The 18,091-nt window shown below is 70.9% G+C and carries 14 protein-coding genes and 1 tRNA gene; 6 read left to right on the top strand and 9 right to left on the bottom strand.

Going from position 1 to position 18,091, the window contains the following annotated elements:
* Positions 1–32 precede the first annotated feature (32 nt).
* From K2F47_RS06105 to K2F47_RS06095, 3 genes are read right to left on the bottom strand one after another with little or no spacing between them, the layout of a single operon-like run.
* Positions 33–896, bottom strand: a complete 864-nt coding sequence (locus K2F47_RS06105; protein WP_242901734.1) for an ABC transporter ATP-binding protein — start codon at positions 894–896, stop codon at positions 33–35.
* Entirely contained in the window at positions 896–1,945 is a 1,050-nt protein-coding gene (locus K2F47_RS06100; protein ID WP_242901733.1) for a FecCD family ABC transporter permease, read from the bottom strand. The genes K2F47_RS06105 and K2F47_RS06100 overlap by 1 nt, the downstream gene beginning before the upstream one ends.
* The gene (locus tag K2F47_RS06095) at positions 1,942–3,006 is read right to left on the bottom strand and encodes a FecCD family ABC transporter permease (protein WP_242902588.1); all 1,065 of its coding nucleotides are present in this window, start codon (positions 3,004–3,006) and stop codon (positions 1,942–1,944) included. The genes K2F47_RS06100 and K2F47_RS06095 overlap by 4 nt, the downstream gene beginning before the upstream one ends.
* 186 nt (positions 3,007–3,192) lie before the next feature.
* Here K2F47_RS06095 and K2F47_RS06090 point away from each other — a divergent pair, with 186 nt between their 5' ends.
* Both K2F47_RS06090 and K2F47_RS06085 read left to right on the top strand, forming a co-directional pair.
* Positions 3,193–4,221, top strand: a complete 1,029-nt coding sequence (locus K2F47_RS06090) for an ABC transporter substrate-binding protein (protein ID WP_242901732.1) — start codon at positions 3,193–3,195, stop codon at positions 4,219–4,221.
* Positions 4,222–4,232: 11 nt separating this feature from the next.
* Positions 4,233–5,084 (top strand): siderophore-interacting protein, encoded by an 852-nt coding sequence (locus tag K2F47_RS06085; protein WP_242901731.1) that lies wholly within the window; start codon positions 4,233–4,235, stop codon positions 5,082–5,084.
* 9 nt (positions 5,085–5,093) lie between these two features.
* On the opposite strand, the gene K2F47_RS06080 is transcribed toward K2F47_RS06085, so the two are convergent.
* Positions 5,094–7,232: an MMPL family transporter gene (locus tag K2F47_RS06080; protein WP_242901730.1), complete on the bottom strand. Its 2,139-nt coding sequence runs from the start codon at positions 7,230–7,232 to the stop codon at positions 5,094–5,096.
* 256 nt (positions 7,233–7,488) lie between these two features.
* Between K2F47_RS06080 and K2F47_RS06075 the strand changes: the two genes are divergently transcribed.
* Together K2F47_RS06075 and K2F47_RS06070 are read left to right on the top strand one after the other, a co-directional pair.
* Positions 7,489–10,503 carry a glycosyl hydrolase family 18 protein gene (locus K2F47_RS06075; protein WP_242901729.1) on the top strand — a complete coding sequence of 1,005 codons (3,015 nt, stop codon included), beginning with the start codon at positions 7,489–7,491 and terminating at the stop codon, positions 10,501–10,503.
* A gap of 138 nt (positions 10,504–10,641) precedes the next feature.
* Complete coding sequence (locus K2F47_RS06070; protein ID WP_242901728.1) at positions 10,642–11,172, top strand: hypothetical protein; 531 nt, start codon at positions 10,642–10,644, stop codon at positions 11,170–11,172.
* 308 nt (positions 11,173–11,480) lie between these two features.
* Here K2F47_RS06070 and K2F47_RS41260 read toward each other — a convergent pair whose 3' ends face one another.
* Positions 11,481–13,928: a tetratricopeptide repeat protein gene (locus K2F47_RS41260; RefSeq protein ID WP_308198370.1), complete on the bottom strand. Its 2,448-nt coding sequence runs from the start codon at positions 13,926–13,928 to the stop codon at positions 11,481–11,483.
* A 348-nt stretch (positions 13,929–14,276) separates the two neighbouring features.
* On the bottom strand, positions 14,277–14,663 hold the full coding sequence (locus K2F47_RS06055) for a trypco2 family protein (RefSeq protein WP_242901727.1): 387 nt from the start codon (positions 14,661–14,663) through the stop codon (positions 14,277–14,279).
* Between the two features lie 811 nt (positions 14,664–15,474).
* Here K2F47_RS06055 and K2F47_RS06050 point away from each other — a divergent pair.
* On the top strand, positions 15,475–15,636 hold the full coding sequence (locus K2F47_RS06050) for a hypothetical protein (RefSeq protein ID WP_242901726.1): 162 nt from the start codon (positions 15,475–15,477) through the stop codon (positions 15,634–15,636).
* 97 nt (positions 15,637–15,733) lie between these two features.
* Here the strand turns inward: K2F47_RS06050 and K2F47_RS06045 are convergent.
* Positions 15,734–15,806, bottom strand: a tRNA-Asn gene (locus K2F47_RS06045).
* Positions 15,807–15,958: 152 nt separating this feature from the next.
* Between K2F47_RS06045 and K2F47_RS06040 the strand changes: the two genes are divergently transcribed.
* Positions 15,959–16,222 carry a YtxH domain-containing protein gene (locus tag K2F47_RS06040; RefSeq protein WP_242901725.1) on the top strand — a complete coding sequence of 88 codons (264 nt, stop codon included), beginning with the start codon at positions 15,959–15,961 and terminating at the stop codon, positions 16,220–16,222.
* Here the strand turns inward: K2F47_RS06040 and K2F47_RS06035 are convergent.
* Positions 16,219–16,701 (bottom strand): hypothetical protein, encoded by a 483-nt coding sequence (locus K2F47_RS06035; protein ID WP_242901724.1) that lies wholly within the window; start codon positions 16,699–16,701, stop codon positions 16,219–16,221. The genes K2F47_RS06040 and K2F47_RS06035 overlap by 4 nt on opposite strands.
* 17 nt (positions 16,702–16,718) lie before the next feature.
* Entirely contained in the window at positions 16,719–18,026 is a 1,308-nt protein-coding gene (locus K2F47_RS06030) for an MGH1-like glycoside hydrolase domain-containing protein (RefSeq protein WP_242901723.1), read from the bottom strand.
* Between the last annotated feature and the right edge of the window lie 65 nt (positions 18,027–18,091).

Below are 18,091 nucleotides of genomic sequence, written 5' to 3'. Positions count from 1 at the left end.
GTTGTAGCTCTAAAACCATTGGAGTCGTACAACTATTCCTTGGCGGGAGCGGGGACGGCCGCGGGCCGCCGTGCCGCCGGGACGACGAGCGGCGTCCCGGTCTCGGGGCACTCGATCACCCGGCACGGCAGCCGGAACACCTCCTCGACCAGGTCGGCGGTCACCACGGCGGACGGGTCGCCCTCCGCGACGACGCGGCCGTCGCGCATCGCGAGAAGGTGGGTGGCGTAGCGGGCGGCGTGGTTCAGGTCGTGCAGGACGGCGACGATCGTCCGGCCCTCCTCGTGGAGCCGCGCGCACAGGTCGAGGACCTCGATCTGGTGCGCGATGTCCAGGTAGGTCGTCGGCTCGTCGAGCAGCAGCAGCGGGGTCTGCTGGGCGAGGGTCATCGCGATCCAGACGCGCTGGCGCTGGCCGCCCGACAGCTCGTCCACCGCCCGGTCGGCGAGCCCGTCCACGCCGGTGGCCGCCATCGACTCGGCGACGACCCGCTCGTCCTCGCGCGACCACTGCCGCAGCAGGCCCTGGTGCGGGTACCGGCCGCGCGCGACCAGGTCGGCGACCGTGATGCCCTCCGGCGCGATGGAGGACTGCGGCAGCAGCCCGAGCGTCCGCGCGAGCTTCTTGGCGGGCCAGCCCGCGATCGGTCGGCCGTCCAGCACGACCGATCCGGCCGACGGCTTGAGGATGCGGGCCAGCGCCCGCAGCAGCGTCGACTTCCCGCACGCGTTCGGCCCGACGATCACGGTGAACGAGCCGTCGGGGATCGCGACGTCCAGGCCTTCGGCGACGGTCCGCCGGTCGTAGGCGAGCGTCAGCCCGGTCCCGGTCAGGCGCGCGCCGGTCGGTGCGGTGGCGGTAGGTGCGCCGGTCGCGGGTGCGTCCACAAGTGTCATCAGATCCGTCCCGTCTTGCGTTCGGTCACGAGGAGCCAGACCAGGTACCCGCCGCCGAGCAGGCCGGTCACCACGCCGACCGGGAGCTGGCGCTCCGCGAAGGCGTGCTGCGCGACCCAGTCGGCGGCCACCAGCAGCGCCGCGCCCATGCACAGCGCGGGCAGCAGGTTGGGTCCCGTCGTACGGGTGAGGCGCCGGGCGAGCTGCGGCGCGGTGAGCGCGACGAACGACACCGGACCGGCCGCCGCCGCGGCGAGCGAGGTGAGCAGCACGGCCGCCACCAGCAGGAGCAGCCGGACCCGCTCGATCGGGACGCCGAGGCCGTGCGCCGCGTCGTCGCCCATCTCCAGCATCCGCAGCGCGCGCCCGCATCCGGCGAGGACCAGCGGTCCGAGGACGGCGAGCGCGAGGAGCAGCGGCGCGGAGTCCGCCCAGTCGCGCCCGTCCAGGCTGCCGGTCAGCCACAGTACGGCGCGGGCGGCGTCGGTGATGTTCGCCTGGGTGAGCAGGTAGCCGTTGACGCCGGTGAGGATCGCGGCGACGCCGATGCCGACGAGGATGAGCCGCTGGCCGTGCGCGGCGCCGCGTCCGGCGACCGCGTACACGAGCAGGCCGGTCGCGAGCCCGCCCCCGGCCGCGCCGGACGCGACCGCGACGCTGCCGCCGCCCGTCAGCACGATGACCGCGAGCACGCCGGACGCGGCGCCCTGGGTGAAGCCGAGGATGTCGGGGCTGCCGAGCGGGTTGCGGACGAGCGACTGGAAGATCGCCCCGGCCAGCCCGAGCGCGGCGCCGACCGCGAGCGCCGTGCCGACCCGGGGCAGCCGGATCTCGTTGACGATCAGCGAGTCGGCGGGCGATCCGTGCCCGGCGAGCGTCGCCACGACGTCCGCCGGGCTCATCGGGAAGTCGCCGCTGCCGATCAGCAGGACGCCGAGACCGAGCGCGGCCAGCAGGCAGGCCCCGGACACGGCGAACGCGCGCGGCCGGAACCGGAACGACATCCCGCCGGGCGTCCGGACGGTCGCGAACCGCTGCGCCCGGCTCACGCCGCCGCCTCGCCGCGCGGCCGCCGGACGAGGCGCGGCCGCCGCACGAAGTACAGGAACACCGGCCCGCCGAGCACGACCATGACGATCCCCACCTGGAGTTCGGACGGCCGGACGAGGACGCGCCCGAGCACGTCCGCGCCCAGCATCAGCGCGGGCGACAGCACCGCGCAGTACGGCAGCAGCCAGCGCAGGTCGGGCCCGGTCAGCGCGCGGACGAGGTGCGGCACCATCAGCCCGACGAAGATGATCGGCCCGCACGCCGCCGTCGCCGCCCCGCACAGCAGCGTGACCGCGACGATGGCGGCGATCCGCGCGCGGGCCGGGTGGGCGCCGAGCGCGCGCGCCGCGTCCTCGCCCATCGCCATCGCGTTCAGCGGGCGCGCGAGCAGCAGCGCCAGCGCGAGGCCCACGAGCACGAACGGCGCGACGCGCACGACCGTGGACGTCTGCGCGGCGGCGAGGGAGCCGACCGTCCAGAACCGCATCCGGTCGAGGGACGCGGTGTCGAGGAGCTGGACCGCGCTGACGTAGGAGTACAGCGCCGCGTTCAGCGCGGACCCGGCCAGCGCGAGCCGCGCGGGGGTCGCGCCGCGTCCGCCGCCGACTGTGTAGAGCAGCACGGCGACCACCCCGGCACCCGCGAACGCGAACCACACGAACCCCGCGAACGAGGAGATCCCGAGGAAGGAGATCGCGGAGACGACGGCGGCGGACGCGCCCGCGTTGACGCCGAGCAGCCCCGGGTCGGCGAGCGGGTTGCGGGTGGCCGCCTGCATGACCGCGCCCGCGAGGCCGAGCGCGATCCCGGCGAGGAGCCCGAGCAGCGTCCGGGGCAGGCGCATCTCGTGGACGACGGTGTAGCTCGCCGCGTCCTCGTGGAATAGACCGTTCCACGCCGCACCGACCGACAGCGGCCGGGCGCCGACCGCGAGGCTCAGCACGAGGACGGCGAGCAGGAGCGCCAGCGCGCCGAGCAGCCCGGCGGCGCGCACGCCGGGACTCGCCCGCACGGCGGCCCGTGGGCGCGCGGCACCGGCCACGGCCTGCGGCGACTTCATCAAGGACACGAGCGAGGCTCCGGGGGACGGGCCGGCGAGGCGGTTCCGCCCCCACCGTCGATCATCAGCTTAGGTTAGGTTAACCTAAGCGCCCATCGGGTCGGATTCCAACCCACACCGGCCACATACACCCCCCCACCACACCGATCCGCGCACTGTCGCACGACCGCAGGAGAAGCAACCGGAATGTCGAACATCGGGGCCCGTCACCTCACCCGCCGAGGCCTGCTGGGCGCGGGCGGCGCCGTCGCACTCGCCGCCCTCACCGGCGCCTGCGGCGGCGACGACGGCGGGGACGCCGCCGCCTCGCCCGGCGGCGGCGCCTGGTCGTTCACCGACGACCGCGGCACGAAGGTCGAGTTGAAGGCCCGTCCGAAACGCGTCGTCGGCTACGTCGGCACGGCCGCCGCGCTCTACGACTTCGGCGTCGACGAGCAGCTCGTCGGCGTGTTCGGCCCGACGAAGCTGAAAGACGGCAAGCCCGACCCGCAGGCCGGGAACCTCCCCGTCGACCGGCTCACCGTCATCGGCAACGCCTACGGCGAGTTCAACATCGAGAAGTACGCGGCGCTGCGCCCCGACCTGCTCGTCGACAACATGTTCGTCAAGGACGAGCTGTTCTACGTCCCCGTGGAGAGCAAGGAGAAGATCTACGCGCTGGCGAAGAGCGTCGCGCTCTCCACCGGCGCCGTCCCCCTGCCGAAGCCCATCGAGCGGACCGCCGCCCTCGCCGCCGCGCTCGGCGCCGACCTGAAGGCGCCCAAGGTCACGGCGGCGAAGGCCCGCTTCGACAAGGCCGTCGAGGCGCTGCGCGCCGCCGCCAAGGGCAACCCGGGGCTGAAGGTGCTGGCCGCGTCCGCGAGCCCGGACCTGTTCTACGCCTCCAGCCCGGACAAGAACACCGACCTGATCTTCTTCAAGCAGCTCGGCCTCGACCTGATCGTGCCGACCAAGCTCGGCACCAACGGCTACTTCGAGAACCTGAGCTGGGAGAACGCCGACCGCTACCGGGCCGACGTGATCATGCTCGACAGCCGCACGCAGGCGCTCCAGCCGAAGGACCTCGGCTCCAAGCCGTCCTGGGGCGACCTGCCCGCGGTGAAGGCAGGGCAGGTCATCCCGTGGCAGCCCGAGCCCCGCTTCTCCTACGAGGGCTGCGCGCCGATCCTCGAGGCGCTCGCGACGTCCATCAAGTCCGCCAAGAAGACCGGTTGAGGAGAGACCAGATGACGGCTCCGGCCGACCCGTACGGATTCTTCGAACTGCACGTCCTGCGGCGCACGCCGCTCGGACCGTCGATGGTGCGCGTCACCTTCGGCGGGAAGTGCCTGGACGCCCCGGCGAGCGGCACCGACGCCTTCGTCTCCGCCGGGCGCGACCAGCGGTTCAAGCTGTTCCTCCCCCACCCGCACCAGGACGCGCCGGTGATGCCCGCCGACTGGTCGCCCGACACCTGGTTCGCCGACTGGCGCGCGATGGACCCGGCCGAGCGCGGCATCATGCGCTCCTACACCGTCCGCGACCGGCGTCCCGGCGAGCTGGACGTGGACTTCGTCCTGCACCTGGACGGCGCGTCCGGGCCGGCGGCGCGGTGGGCGGCGGCGGCGCGTCCGGGCGACCGGGTCGTCGTGCTCGGGCCCACCGGCCCGGACAACGGCGGCTACGACTTCCGCCCGCCGCCCGGCGCGCCCGTGCTCATCGCGGGCGACCTGACCGCGCTGCCCGCCGTCGCGGGCAACCTCGCCTGGCTGCCCGCTGGGACCCCCGCGCGGGTGTGGGTCGAGGCCCCGGCCGCCGGCGACCGCCAGGACCTGCCGACCGAGGCCGCCGCCGAGGTCGCGTGGGTCTCCCCCGGCGGGCTGCTGGACGCCGTCCGCGGCGCGACCGTCCCGGACGGGGCGTACGCATGGATCGCGGGCGAGTCCGCCACCGTCAAGGCGCTGCGGCGGCACCTGGTGGGCGAGCGCGGCATGGACCGCCGCTCGGTCACCTTCACCGGCTACTGGCGGCGCGGCGCGACCGAGGAGGACCTGCTCGCCGAGGTCGTCGCGGGCGGCAGCCCCGCCACCGAGGAGTGAGGCGGACCCTCACGACTCGCCCGGGGGAGGACGCGGCGCGTCTCCCCCGGGCGTTGCCTTGGCCGGGTCCGGGGCGTCCTGGTGTCCCGGCCACCAGGCGAGGTGGCCGAGCAGCACCGTCACCGCCGGGACGAGGAACATCGACATCACGAACGCCGCGAGGATCACGCCGAGCGCCACCGTCGTCCCCATCTCCTGCATCGCGTCGGCCTCGGCGAGCAGGAACGTCGCGAAGCTGCCCGCGAGGATGAGCCCGGCGGAGGCGACGGTCGGGGCGGCCTGCTCGAACGCGTGCGCGACGCCCCGCCGGGGCTGGTGCCCTTCCCGCGCCTCCTCGCGCAGCCGCGCGATGACGAGGATGTTGTAGTCGGTGCCGAGCGCGGTCACGAACAGGTACACGATCAGCGGCAGGAAGAAGATCACGCCCGTGTGGCCCTCGCCCCACTGGAACAGCGCCACGCTCGCGCCGACCGTCCCGAGGAAGCTCAGCACCACCGCGATCATCAGGTAGATCGGCGCGACGACGCTGCGCAGCAGCAGCCCGAGGATGATCGCGATCAGCAGCCCGGCGATCGGGAACACGACCGTGTAGTCGCGGTTCATCGCCTTCTGGAGATCGACCATGACGGCGGTCTGCCCGCCCACGACCACCTCCGTGCCCGGCGGCGCCGCCGCGTGCGCGGTGTCGCGGACGGGCCCGGCGACGGTGTCCATCGCCTCCTTCGACAGCGGGTCGGTGTCGAGCTGCGCCTCGATCAGTGCGGTGCGCCCGTCGGCGCCCGGCATCGGCGGGGCGACCGCCGCGACGACGCTCGCCGTCCGCAACCGCGCCGCGACCCGCTCCGGCACTCCCGGCGCGAGCGGCCCGGCGCCGTGCACGAACACCTGCGTGGCGTCCTCGGCCCCGGCGGGGAAGCCCTTCTCCAGGTCGTCCAGGCCCTTGGCGGCCTCCGTCCCGGGCGGCGCGGACGCCATGTTGAAGTTCGCGCTGAACCCGAGCGCGCACACCGACAGCGCCACCAGGACGGCGCCCGACACCAGCGCCACCGGCCACGGGCTCCGCCCGATGACGGACCCGAGCCGCGCCGCCTTGCGGTGCGGCGGCTCCACCCGCCACGACTTGCTCGGCCAGAACACCTTCGGGCCGAGCAGCGAGACCACGGCCGGGATGAGCGTCAGCGCCGCGACCAGCGTCGTCGCGACCGCGATGCCCATCGCCGGGCCCATCGTCCTCAGCATCCCGAGCGAGGCCAGGATCAGTGCGCTGAACGCCACGATCACCGCGCAGGCCGCGGACGCGATCACCTCGCCGACCCGCTCGACCGCCGCGACCATCGCGGTCCGCCCGTCCTCGCCGGTCCGCAGCCGCTCCCGGTAGCGGAACAGCAGGAACAGGATGTAGTCGGTCCCCACGCCGAACAGGACGATCGGCATCAGCGACTGCGTCAACGTGTCGCCCTTGAGGTCGAACACCTTGTTCACGGTGCCGATCAGCGCCAGCGCCACCGTCATCACCAGCCCCACCGTGACCAGCGGCAGGAACGCCGCGACCACGCTGCGGAACGTGAAGATCAGCAGCACGAAGATCACCACGACCGTGGCGCCGAGCGTGATCGCGTCGCTGCGCTCGTAGGACTCCTGCGCGTCGGCGCTGATCGCCGCGTTCCCGGTGACGCGGGCGGTCAGGCCGGTGCCGCGCGTCCCGTCCGACAACCGGTCGCGCATCCGGTCGATGGCCCGCCGGACGTCGGGGTCGTCGGGGTTCTCCGAGACGAACCGCACATTGATCATCTCGACCTGGCGGTTGCGCGCCAGCGCCCCCACCTGCACCCGCTGGACGCCGCGGAGCCGCTCGTCCTCCAGCATCCGGCTCAGCCGCGCCGTGACCATCCGGTCGGCCTCGGTCAGCGGGCCGCCGTCCGCGCGCGTCACGGCGATGATCGCGGCCTGCCCGCGGGTCTGCGGGAACGCGTCCCGGGTGAGGTCGAGCGCCCGCACCGACTCGTAGGAGCCGGGCAGGAAGTCCGTCTGCTCGGTGCTGGCCTTGAACCTCGGCGCGAACCCGGCCAGCAGCACCGCCGCGACGACCCATGCGGCGATGACCCACCAGCGACGCCGCACCACGAACCGTGCCAGCCCACCGAACATCGAGGCCCCCCGAAGATCACTCCATCCCCGGACGACCTCCTACCCACCGCAACGAACCAGACACACCGGGCGACCGTCCCGCATCCCGGGCGGGGCGCAAGTGGTTCGAACGAATTCCACTCGCATCGATCCAGTTTTCATTGGAGCGATCCATTGTGGATACGCTGTCGAAATTTCAGTTCTTGTCCACCGATTGAACTGCGGTTATGGTCCCAATAATTAGTATACTTTCCTAATAGAAAGGACCAGGTCCACCGTGGCCACCAGCCGCTCCCCCCTCCGGACGCTGCTCTCCGGATGTACAGCGCTCCTCCTGATGCTCGGCCTCTCCCTGGCCGTCACCACAACCCCCGCCCATGCCGATGGCCCCACCGCCGCCTGCCGCACCGTCCAGGAATGGGGCGGCGGAGCCCAGTACTCGTGCACCGTCACCAACGGCGGCAGCTCCTCCATGTCGAACTGGAAACTTGAGTTCGATCTTGGGACCAACGTGCAGATGGGTTCGTACTGGGACGCCGTGGTCACCAGTACGGGCGGCCATCACGCCTTCACCGGCCGCGACTACAACTCCACGATCGCCGCCGGAGGCTCGGCGACCTTCGGGTTCCTGGTGTCCTACACCGGCACGCTCGCCGGGCCGCAGAACTGCCGGCTCGACGGCCGGCCTTGTGAGGGCGCGCCAACGGACGCCGCCCCGAGCGTCCCGGCCAACCTGCGCACCACCGAGGTCACCGCGGACTCGGTCTCGCTCGCCTGGGACGCCTCGACCGACGACCACGGCATCAAGAACTACGACGTGCTGAACGGCACGACCGTGACCGCCACCGTCACCGGCACCAGCACGAAGATCACCGGCCTCACCGCGGGCACCCGCTACTCCTTCAGCATCCGCGCCCGCGACACCGCCGACCAGCTCTCCGCCGCGAGCGACGCGATCACCGTCACCACCACCGGCACGGGCGAGGACAAGCCGCCGTCCAAGCCGGCCGACCTGAAGGTCACCAAGACGACCGGCGACTCGGTCTCCCTCGCCTGGACCGCCGCCACCGACGACCACGGCGTGACCGGGTACGACGTCCTCCAGAACGGCTCGGTCGTCCAGTCGGTGAACGGCACGACCGCCACCGTCTCCGGCCTGACCACGGGCAGCTACAAGTTCGCCGTCCGCGCCAAGGACTCCGCCGGCCAGACGTCCGACCTCAGCAACGAGGTCACCGCCACCGTCGGCCCCGGCACCGGAGGCTGCCGCCCCGACGGCCTCTACCAGACGCCGGGCGTCACCCCGAACTACTGCGACGCCTACGACAACGACGGCCGGGAGAAGATGGGCGCCGGCCACCAGCGCCGCTCCATCGGCTACTTCACCGGCTGGCGCGACGGCAAGAACAACACCCCCCGCTACCTCGCCAGCGACATCCCGTGGGACAAGATCACCCACATCAACTACGCGTTCGCGCACATCGACGGCCAGAACAAGGTCTCGGTCGGCGGCAGCAACGCCGGCAACCCCGCCATCGGTGAGGAGTGGCCCGGCGTCAAGGGCGCGGAGATGGACCCCGCCTACTCCTACAAGGGCCACTTCAACCTGCTCAACAAGTTCAAGAAGCAGCACCCGAACGTCAAGACGCTCGTCTCGATCGGCGGCTGGGCGGAGACCGGCGGCTACATCGACGACAGCGGCAAGCGCGTCGCGTCCGGCGGCTTCTACACGATGACCGACAGCCAGGCGAAGATCAACACCTTCGCCGACTCGGTCGTCTCGTTCGTCCGCCAGTACGGCTTCAACGGCGCGGACATCGACTACGAGTACGCGACCTCGATGAAGTACGCCGGGCACCCCGACGACTTCACCTTCTCCAACGCGCGGCGCGACAAGCTGATGGCCGGCTACGTCGCCCTCATGAAGACGCTGCGCGAGAAGCTGGACGCGGCGAGCGCCGCCGACGGCAAGTACTACATGCTGACCGCCGCCGTCTCGGCCTCCGGCTGGATCCTGCGCGGCCACGACACCTACCAGGTCACCCCGTACCTGGACTACGCCAACATCATGACCTACGACCTGCACGGGTCGTGGAACCACTTCGTCGGCCCGAACGCCGCCCTCTACGACGACGGCAAGGACAACGAGCAGGTCGACGGCGGCGTCTACACCGCCTACGGGATGGGCTACCTGAACACCGACTGGGCCTACCACTACTTCCACGGCGCGATGCAGGCCGGACGCATCAACATCGGCCTGCCCTTCTACACCCGCGGCTGGCGCGACGTCACCGGCGGGACGAACGGGCTGTGGGGCAAGGCCGCGCTCCCCAACCAGAAGGAGTGCCCGCCCGGCACCGGCGGCAACGTCGGCTCCACCACCCCCTGCGGCAACGGCGCCATCGGCCTCGACAACCTCTGGCACGACCTGGACGACAAGGGCAAGGAGCAGGCCTCTGGCAGCAACCCGATGTGGCACGCCAAGAACCTGGAGAAGGGCATCCAGGGCAGCTACATCGGCGCCTACGGCCTCGACCCCGCCACCGACCCCGACGACCGCCTCACCGGCACCTACACCCGCCAGTACGACAGCACCATGCGGTCGCCGTGGCTGTGGAACAGCACCAAGAAGGTCTTCCTGTCCACCGAGGACGACCAGTCGGTGGCCGCCAAGGCCCAGTACGTGATCGACAAGGGCATCGGCGGCGTCATGTTCTGGGAGCTCGCCGGCGACTACGCCTGGGACCCGTCCCGCAACGACGGCAAGGGCGAGTACTTCATCGGCAACACCCTCACCACCCTGATCGACGACAAGCTCAAGACCGCGGGCCCGTACCAGAACCTCAAGTCCGACCACGCGATGCCCACCGACCTCCTCAACGTGAAGGTCGACCTGGTCAACTTCCCCGTCGGGGACGCCAACTACCCCATCACCCCGAAGTTCCAGATCACCAACAACTCGGGCCAGACCATCCCGGGCGGCGCCGTCCTGAAGTTCGACTACGGCACCTCGGCCCCCTCCTCGATGACGCAGCAGTCCGGCTGGACGCTCTCCGTCCAGGCGGGCCACACCGGCAACAACACCGGCGGCCTGAAGGGCGACTTCCACCGGGCCACGATGACCATCCCCAGCTACACGAGCATCCCGAACGGCAGTAGCGCCACGGTGGCCCTCAGCTACCAGCTGCCGATCGCCACCCCGTCCAACTTCGTCCTGACCTTCGGCGGCAAGTCCTACGCCCTGTCCCAGGACAACCCGAGAACCGCCTCAGTAGGCGGCCTGCACCGCTAACCCACTCCGCTCCAACGCAGGGCGCATGCCATCCGGCGTGCGCCCTGCCCCATTCAATACGGGAAAGATGCGCCCCTCTGACGGCAGCTGTACTTTGGAGCGCGGCAAAACCATCCCGCCCCAGGAGACGCTTCGACAGTGAACGCGACGCCCTCCAAGACCTTCAAGGCGACCGCCACCCGCCCCCTGCCGGGCACCCTGATCACCGCCGGCATCTGCGCCGCGTCCCTGCTGACCGCGGTAGCCGTCCTCCTGGCCCAAGGCCCCCCACCCATCCTCCTGGCGGGCCTGGCACTCTTCGCCTTCTCCCTCTGGCCGGCCATCTCCCTCCTAAAGCAAGTCCTGGCCTTCCCAAAACTCCAGGTCGATCAAACCGGCATGACGGTATCCGCCCAGAGCCACGAGTGGCGCATCCTCTGGCAACACGTCACGCAGGTGGCCGTAGTCCCGATGGACGGCCTCTCAAACCACGGATGGCTGGTCGTCTGGCCGAAAGAGGGAAGCGCGAAGCCACCCCCACGCCGCCACTTCCCCGAATGGCACCCCGACCTGGCAGCAATAAAATTCTGCGACCTGGACCTCCTAGGAGCCTCCCGCCCCGAGGCGCTAGAAACAATCAAAAACGCGGCCGGCCCCCTCTGGACGGAAACGCCCCCACCCACCCCGTGACACAGGACCTGGACGGCGCCTAAGCCCGACAGAGAAGAAAGAGCCCAGCCCACAGACGCGCCAGATAACCACCGAACCGCAACCGATCAGGGGGTGGGGCGGAGCGCCCACATAGGGGGGCGGGGGGCGCCCCCTGGGAGAACACGGAGGCTCCGGCGAAGCCGAGCAAAGCTCGGCAAGCACGCAAGCCCGCCTCGGCTCCCGCGATTAAACTCGAACCAACTCAGCCCGGCCCCAGCGTGCCGGGCGTGCGGTCTGTCTCCCGGTCCCGGCCCGCTGCATCGCCCGTCCTGGACTAATCAGGGCTTCTATGAGTCCGAAAGCGTTTCCAGCCACGCCTTAACTTGTTCGGAGCTTTCGAGCTCTGAACGGTGAACTGCTGGGCGCTGTTCGGCCAGGCGTCGCCGAATTTGAACGGCCTCGCTGATAACCTCCAACCCCTCCTCCCGCCGCCCCATAGCACCGAACCGGATCGCCAGGTTATTCAGGCTCATGGCCAAGTGAGGAAGAAAAGAATCCGGACGCTGCTCGGCCAGCCGTCGATACACCTGGACGGCTTCGACAATGGCCTCCAACCCCTCCTCCCGCCGCCCCAGATCCCCGAGCTGAATCGCCTGGTTATTCAGGCTGCTGGCCAGGACGGGCAGAAAAGCATCCGGACGCTGCTCGGCCAGCCGTCGCCGAATCTGAACAGCCTCGCCGACAACCTCCAACCCCTCCTCCCGCCGCCCCATAGCACCGAACCGGATCGCCAGGTTATTCAGGCTCATGGCCAAGTCGGGCAGAAAAGAATCCGGACGCTGCTCAACCAGGCGTCGCCGAATCTGCACAGCCTCGATAATGGCCTCCAACCCCTCCTCCTGCCGCCCCAGATCCCCGAGCCGGACCGCCAGGTTGTTCAGGCTCGTGGCCAAGTCGGGCAGGGGGCCCTCCGGGTCTTTGTCAGCCCGGGCGCGATAATGGTCAGTGAGGCGCTGGGCCAGGTGAGCGGCGTACTCGGCCAGGGTGTGGCTTGAGTGAGGAAGCTCATCAGCCAAGGTTGCGAGGCGATCGACAGAGACAACCGGATCGTCGGTGATCTGCCGGAGGGCTTCGAGCAGCGGTGCGGGCTTTTCCACTTGCGGTGCCGCCTGGATGGCCGCCGCCGCCAACTCGTCGGGATGGCCAGTGCACAGCCGCGTCAGGTGCGCATTCAAAACGCGGCTGAGCGCCGGGTGTGCGGCGGCCCTGGCGTACACCGTCAGCATCCGCGTGGCCTGTTGAGGGCTGCACCCCTGAGCCAGCGACTCAGCCAAGCCGGGACGCTTTTGGAGGCGTCGGCCGATGAACCGTTCGGCCAATCGATCCGGTTGCAAGGTGTCCCAGGGACGCGGTGGAGCCGCTGGGTAGAGAGCGGCAATCCACCCGCGGACCCGGTCCTGGACGTCACGGGGCTGGTCGGTCAGGCCCGGCACACGGGACAGTACGTCGTCGGCTTCGTCGTCATCCGCCGCACCGACAAGAACGCTCGCGGCCAGCGCATCAGTCAGGGTCTCCCGTCCCAGCACGCTAGTCAGGCCGCGCGCGTCCGCCACCTTCAGCCAGTAACGCCGCTCATGGAACAGCAGTCGATCCTCCACCCCCTCCTCACCATCTATCCCGGCGTCTGTATCTGGACGGATGGCTTGCTGGTCAGCGGCAGCGTCGAGCAGATCGGCCAAGGCGCGCATCTGCACCGTCAACGCTGACACCTCTCCAGCCATGGCAGGCGCCTGAAGTTGTTGCGCCAGCGCCGCCCAGTCGACCCCGCGGAGTCCCACCGCCCCAGACACCGCAGGGAGCTGCGCGGCGAACGCCGTCACCGCCTGACGGTAAGCCTCGCGCCGCCCCTCCGCAGCGGCGTCCACCACCGGCAGCCGTGTGACCGGCGCCCCCTCCAGCATCCGCTCGGCCACAGGCGAGTCGTCCTGGAGTTGCTGCCACCAGTCATCAGCAGTGCGCGCCAGCAACACCACGCGGACCGCGCTGCCCCCCGAATGCCGAGCCAGCGCCTCGGCCACCGCCACCACCTGCCGGGGCCGCGTCTCGGCATAGTCGACGATCAGCAGCAGCGGCGCCGCCGCATCCGCCAGCCCTCGTACATCGACAGCGTCCCGGTGCAACCACAGCACCGCCCACCCCGCCGCCGACAACTCCGCCGCCAACCGGGCCGCCAACCGCGTCTTGCCCTGCCCGCCCGGACCATGCCCCAGCCACGCCGCCACCCCCGCCCCCGACTGAGCCCACGACCGCAACCACGCCATCAACTCATCGCGGCCACGAAACGGCGCCACCTCCCGCCGCGCCCGCAGCAGCTCCGCCGGCGACCCGCTGAACCCACCCGGCGGCGCCAACTCGCTGGTATCAGCCAGCCCGGCCCACTCCACCGGCTCCAACGCCACCGCAGTACGCCCCGTGTGCTCGGCCAGCACCGCTCGAAAACCTTCATCACCATGCAGCACGTAAGCCGGAACCGCCTCCAACCGCCCATGCCCGAACCCCGCCGGATCAGCCGCTATTACCCCGACCAGCAGATCTTCACCATCTCCGCTGAACAACGCTCCGCCCGACAACCCACCCCACGGCCCGTCACCGGCACCCACCGGAGCCCCCTGCCCCAGACTCACCAGATACCGGTCACCGACGAAGCGATCCCCCGGATTGAACGTCCCGGACGGCTGCAACATCTCCACCGGCCGCCCCACACGCTGCACCACCTCCGGCACACCCGCGGTCACACACCCGATCCCCGTTCGGTGCGTCACCGTCCGCCCCCACCGCACCGCCGCGCCCGCAGGCTCCACCCACTCGTCATCCTCCACAGCCAACAACGCCGCATCATCGCGGCCACCAGGCGTGCCCCGCCACACGACCGCCGTGGTGAACTCGCCCGCACGCCCAGGAAAAAACACCCGCGCCCGGCTACCGACCTCCCCCACAACATGAGCCGAGCTCAGCAGCACACGCCCAGCCAGCACATACCCCGACCCAGGACCGCCCGGCCCCGCCACCCCCACCACACGCCGCAGATCCACTGACCCATCCCCGGTCGCAGTTCAGACGGACAACCCTCACCCGGCGGCGGGCTACCGGCCGATATGACCCTGTACCGGCCCCGCCCCGGCCGGGGGCTCCCGCCGACCCGCGATCAACAGGTCGCCACCATCAGCCCGCTTCGGCGACAGGGACACCTTCACTCGATGCGTCCGCCCCCGTGCCACCCCCGCCTCAACATCACCCGTCACCACCCACGCCTTGAACCCACCCTTGACCTTGGCATCCGCCCGCAACTCCACCGCGAACTCCAGCTCAATCGGCCCTACCGCAAACAGCAGATCCTCGCCCGCGCCCCGCGCCGCGGCCTCCAGCAACTCATCCCGCACCGTCGCGACCGCATCCGCCAATTCGATGTCCATGACCACCCCCATCGCCGAGCCACAGCCCAGCCCCATCAGCCGGTACCAGATAGCCACACAGCGTAAGGAACCCCGACTCCATTCGAAGCACTAAAGCCGGAACCGGTCACACCCACCACCAGACCAGCGAGCACGAACCAGGGGCTACGCCGCCCCCTGCACCCCTGCAAGCCGGGACACTCGTTCACGCGAAACGGCCTGCCACGGGCTGCGCACCGTTCGCATGGACAAGTGCCCTGGAGCAGGCACCGGACTAGCCACGGGCGCACGCTGGCAGCCGGTCAGGCTTGGGCGATGCTTCGCCCATACGGGGGTTGTTGCTATAGCTAAAAGCAGACGGTCGCCCTACCGGTGGTTGAAAGCTGCGGAACTGGGTTGGTTCGCAGAGCTTGTTTCGTACCGACGCGTGGATGTGGCTTTAGATCATGAAACGGTCGTTGCTGTCTACTTGCAGAGCCTTACAGAGCGAAAGTTCCGTCGTGCGCACGCACGTAAGGGCCGTCGTCACGGAGGGCGTCGGCCCCTCGGATGGCTCGGGCCTCTGTCATTGCTTCGCTTGCCTTGGGCGTCAGCTCGCCCTCGGCCAGGTCCGGGCGTGCCGCCACCACGGGTGGCGGGCTAATGCCTTGGCCTGCTTGAGTTCCGTTTTCGGTGCTAGGTCGGCCTTGCGCATCCTTTCCGCGAAGCTGCCGCCGGAGCCGTTGCTTCTGGTCGGGATGGGGCGCACCCGCTTCACCCAGCCCGTATTTCCGAGTCGACTCGGGAGGGCAGCTTCGGGGCCGTGGGTTTCCCGAGTGATCGCTTCGCGGAGGTCCACCCCGGGCTCCCGGCGGACGAGTGGATGCCTCGGGAGTTGCGGCACAGGTTCGTGTCTCTGCTGACGGACAACGTGATGCCGCTGGACAAGATCGCGCTGTTGGTCGGGCACAGCGGGACGCAGGTCACGGAGAAGGTGTACCGGCAGCAGATCCGGCCCGTGATCCAGGGCGGCGCTCAGGCCATGGACCTGATCTTTCCGGAGCCCGGCTAGACCGGCGAGATACTCACTTTGATACTCGCTACAGCAGTCAGGCACGGTTCCGACGTCGGAACCGTGCCTGACCTGGAGCTTTAGGGGTGTTGATCTGCTCCCGCGATTGGACTCGAACCAATAACCTGCCGGTTAACAGCCGGCTGCTCTGCCGATTGAGCTACGCGGGATCGGGGTGCCGGTGCGGGGCGAGGCCCCGGCGGCGGGTCTAGGTTAGCGCATGTCCGGGGCTGTTCGCGCACGGGTTTTCGGGCGGGCGGATGGAGGGGCCGATCGTGGGTAGGGGTCGGGGCACGTTACCCGCAGGAACCTGGGAGTTGACATGAAGTACACGTTCATCGCGGGCGCGGCGGTCGGCTACGTCCTCGGGACGCGGGCCGGGCGCGAGCGGTACGAGCAGCTCAAGCAGTGGTCGCGGCAGGTGTCGGAGAACCCGAACGTGCAGGACGTGACGGAGCGGCTGCGGACGAAGGGCGAGGAGGTCGCCGGGGTCGCGAGGGGGAAGGCCGAGAGCATCGCCGCGTCGACCAAGGAGCGCGTGCCGCAGCGGCACGGGGCCGAGGAGTCTTCGGTCCAGCCGGGTTAGAGGCCCGTCTGGCGGCGCAGGTCCTCCAGGAGCTGCTCGGCCTGGGCGCGCAGGCCCGAGTCGTCCGGGTCCAGGCCCGCCTCGAAGACGAAGGACCAGCGGACGTCGCCGCCGGTCGCGGGGCGGCGCCCGGCGATGCGGACCTTGCCGCCGCCGGGGAGCCGCGCCTGGTGGCTGACGGCGACGGTCGCTGTGACGCGTTCGCGGACGGTCTCGGGGACCGAGCCCGGGTCGGTCAGGCGGACGTGGTGCTCGGCGCCGCCGGAGGTCTCCTGGACGTGGAGCCAGCCGTCCTTCCAGGAGGCGTGGTCGACGCGTTCCCACGGGACGCGGGTGAAGCCGCCCTCGGGGGTCGGCAGGTGCAGGGCCGTGGTGGTGGCCGTGACGTGGGAGCCGCCGCGGGTGGGGGCGGAGGCGAGGACGCGTTCGCCGCGTTCCAGGGTGACGCCGGCGGGCACCCGGCCTCGGAGTAGGCGCATGTCCCAACCGTAGGCGATCAGACTGCCTGGGGTGCGTGTCGGGCGCCGAGCAGGTCCAGGACGAGGGCGGCCGACCAGGAGTGGTCGTGGGAGCCGCGTCCGGTGCCGTCGAAGGGGTCGAAGAACTCGCGGAAGCCGGACTGGCGGACGAGGCGCATCGTCGAGCCGTACAGCAGGTCGGCGATCACCGGGAGGCCGTGGCCGAGCGCGCCGTACCACAGGAGCCAGTTCGTGCTCACCCAAGTGGGGCCGCGCCAGTAGCAGCCGCGGTCGAAGGCCGGGGCCTGGATGTCGCAGGTGGGGACGGGGTATCCGGCGGCGCCGGCGAAGCGGGCCGACAGGAGAAGGTCGACGAGGCTGCGGACGATCGGGGACGGCAGCCCCGGGTCCAGCAGCGGGCCGAATGAACCGGCGGTGATGACGGGCAGCAGGCGGCCGTCGCGCAGGTCGCGGGCGCGGAAGCAGCCGGTCTCGGGATCCCAGAGCCGGTCGAGGAGGGCGTCGTGGATGCGCCCCGCGTGGTCGCGGTGGGGGGCCGGGTCGGCGCCGACGAGCGTCGCGAGTTCGGCGAGGGCGTGGGTCGAGGCGAGGTAGGCGGCGTTGACGAGGGGGTCCTCGACGGCGAACGGGTGGGCCTCGCGGAGGTAGTCGGGGTGGTACCGGGCGTCGCGCATGAGCGTGACGAGGCGGACGTAGCGGTCGTGGTCCTCGCCGGTCGGGTGGGCGCGCGGCACGCGGGCGGGCGCGTAGGCGGTGGGCGGCAACTGGAGCGCGGCGAGGGGGCGGTCCCAGGCGGGGCTGTTCTCCTGGCCCGATTCCCAGGGGTGGCATATCGCGATGAGGCCGCTGGAGGCGAGGTCGCGGTCGCGGGCGAGGTAGCGGTGCTGGGCGGCGAGCTTCGGATAGAGGCGGGCGACGAAGGCGCGGTCGCCGGTGCACTCGTGCAGGCGGAGCGCGGCGAGGGCGTGCAGCGGGGGCGGGGTGAGGCCGGAGGTGTGGACGCCTCGGGGCGCGCCCGGCTGGTCCTCGCTGCGCCACAGGTCGGGGCCGGGGAAGAACGCGCGGCGGGCGAGGGTGGTGTTGAAGACGAGGTGCGGGAGCATCCCGTCCGCCCACTGGCCGCGGAACAGCGACAGCAGCTCGGCCTCGGCGCGGCGCGGGCGGTGCCGGGCCAGGCCCATGCTCACGAAGGCGGAGTCGAAGCTCCACTGGTGCGGGTAGAGGCCGGGGGAGGCGGCGGTGGCGGCACCGGTCCAGTTGGCGTCCAGCACGCGGGCCGCGGCCTGCCACAGCGCGGTCTCGTCGCCGGTGAGTCGGGGGCTCATGCGCTCAGGGTGACCTCCCCGCTCGGGTCCTCACCGTGATTGTGACCGGGGAAGCGGTCCGCGAC

The sequence above is a fragment of the Actinomadura terrae genome, from assembly GCF_022751215.1.
In the GTDB taxonomy this organism is placed as follows: Bacteria; Actinomycetota; Actinomycetes; order Streptosporangiales; family Streptosporangiaceae; genus Spirillospora; species Spirillospora terrae.
The sequence above is the reverse complement of the archived record's forward strand: the minus strand, read 5'-3'. Positions and strand labels throughout refer to the sequence as shown.